General features: G+C 56.2%; 1 protein-coding gene. It reads left to right on the top strand.

All coding sequences use genetic code 11. The annotated features are described in order from the left end of the window. Positions 1 to 85 precede the first annotated feature (85 nt). Positions 86 to 436: hypothetical protein (locus HOV91_RS41365; protein ID WP_217441625.1), on the top strand; the 351-nt coding region annotated here is incomplete at its 3' end.

Here is a 436-nt window from a genome sequence, read left to right as displayed (position 1 = left end):
CCCATTGGCTTTGTACCAGTATGGAACAATATTTGGAACCAATGGTTTGCAAATAGCAATTTGGATAGGCGTAGCTACTTATTTTATGGGTGCAGTCGGCTTCAGCGCCATCCTTTGGCTCTACAGCAAAGTCTTCAAGCAAGATGGCAGTGAATTCAATCGCCTGGACGGCATGCTCCGCTTCAAGCGTCGCTTCCGCCGCCTGTTCGTCGCTCCCTTCGACGAGTTCGATCCGGTGCTGCAATTGCTGCCCAGTGGCTACGGCAGCCACGACTATGCGCTCTGGTTGCATCACCGCTATACCGACAACAAGGTCTGTCTGGCCACCCGCGTCCACTCCCTCGGTCTCGACAAGGTCAATGCCCTGGCCTTCTGGGACTGCCTGCAACGCTACATGGACGTGACCCAGCCGTTGCCCGACCTGCCGGTCCTGGAG

It is taken from the genome of Nocardia barduliensis (assembly GCF_013315795.1).
GTDB lineage: Bacteria > Actinomycetota > Actinomycetes > Mycobacteriales > Mycobacteriaceae > Nocardia > Nocardia barduliensis.
Note: the sequence above shows the minus strand (reverse complement) of the source record. Positions and strands in the feature narration are given on the sequence as shown.